The organism is Xanthomonas sp. SHU 199, from assembly GCF_000364665.1.
Lineage (GTDB): Bacteria > Pseudomonadota > Gammaproteobacteria > Xanthomonadales > Xanthomonadaceae > Xanthomonas_A > Xanthomonas_A sontii.
Genome location: NZ_AQOI01000744.1, coordinates 1 through 841, shown reverse-complemented (window position 1 = coordinate 841; position 841 = coordinate 1). Strand labels below are relative to the sequence as shown.

The following is an 841-nucleotide window of genomic DNA, read 5'->3' as shown; positions in this document are numbered from 1 at the left end:
TGTGGACGCTCGTCGAGGCGGCTGGCCACCGAGGGCGCCGGCGGCGGCGCGGACTGCAGCGTGTTGGCGTCGCGATTGCCGGCCGGTGCGCCGGGGACTGGCTGGAGACTCTGCGCGGCGGCGAGTGCCGGCACGAGCAGGGCGATGGCAACGCAGGGCAGCAGGCGCTTCACGGTGGCTCCATCGACGGGCCGGGGCGGAGCATTCCACGCTAGCGCATCGCCAACGCCGCGTCGACGCGGCGCGGCGCGCTTGATCCACCCCGTACAGCCCTCATGTTGTTTTCCCCTCCTCCAGCCACGGGCCCCGCCATGAGCCGATTCGACCTCACGCCTCCTACCTCTGCCGAGCGCGAGCAGTTGATCGGCGGACTGAACGCGGAGGAACGCCGGGTGCTGCTGCAGCACGGCACCGAAGCGCCGTTCTGCGGCGTATTCCTGGACAACAAGCTGGAGGGCGTCTACACCTGCCGGATGTGCGGGCTGCCGCTGTTCCGCTCCAGCGCCAAGTTCGATTCCGGCACCGGCTGGCCGAGCTTCTTCGCGCCCTACCACCCCGACCACGTGCGCGAACTACGCGACACCAGCCACGGCATGATCCGCACCGAGATCGTCTGCGCCCGCTGCGACAGCCATCTCGGCCATGTGTTTCCGGACGGCCCGCCGCCGAGCGGCGAGCGCCACTGCCTGAATTCGGTGTCGCTGCAGTTCACCGAACAGGGCCAGGCGCTGCCCAACCCGCTGCACCGCGGCGGCGGCGAAACCGAACCGGCCTGATTCCGGCGCAGCCGCGCCGCCACAGGGAGACCAGCGGTATGCGTACCTCGTCGCTTCCCCTTTTG

Annotated in this window: 1 protein-coding gene; it reads left to right on the top strand. The window is 70.3% G+C overall.

The window, feature by feature from the left end:
• The first annotated feature begins 311 nt into the window (after positions 1–311).
• Positions 312–776, top strand: a complete 465-nt coding sequence (msrB, locus tag D183_RS0120660) for a peptide-methionine (R)-S-oxide reductase MsrB (protein ID WP_017910673.1) — start codon at positions 312–314, stop codon at positions 774–776.
• Positions 777–841 lie beyond the last annotated feature (65 nt).

Excerpts from the sequence above, each read along its gene's own strand:
- msrB (WP_017910673.1), top strand. The coding sequence starts at position 312 with ATGAGCCGATTCGACCTCACGCCTCCTACCTCTGCCGAGCGCGAGCAG.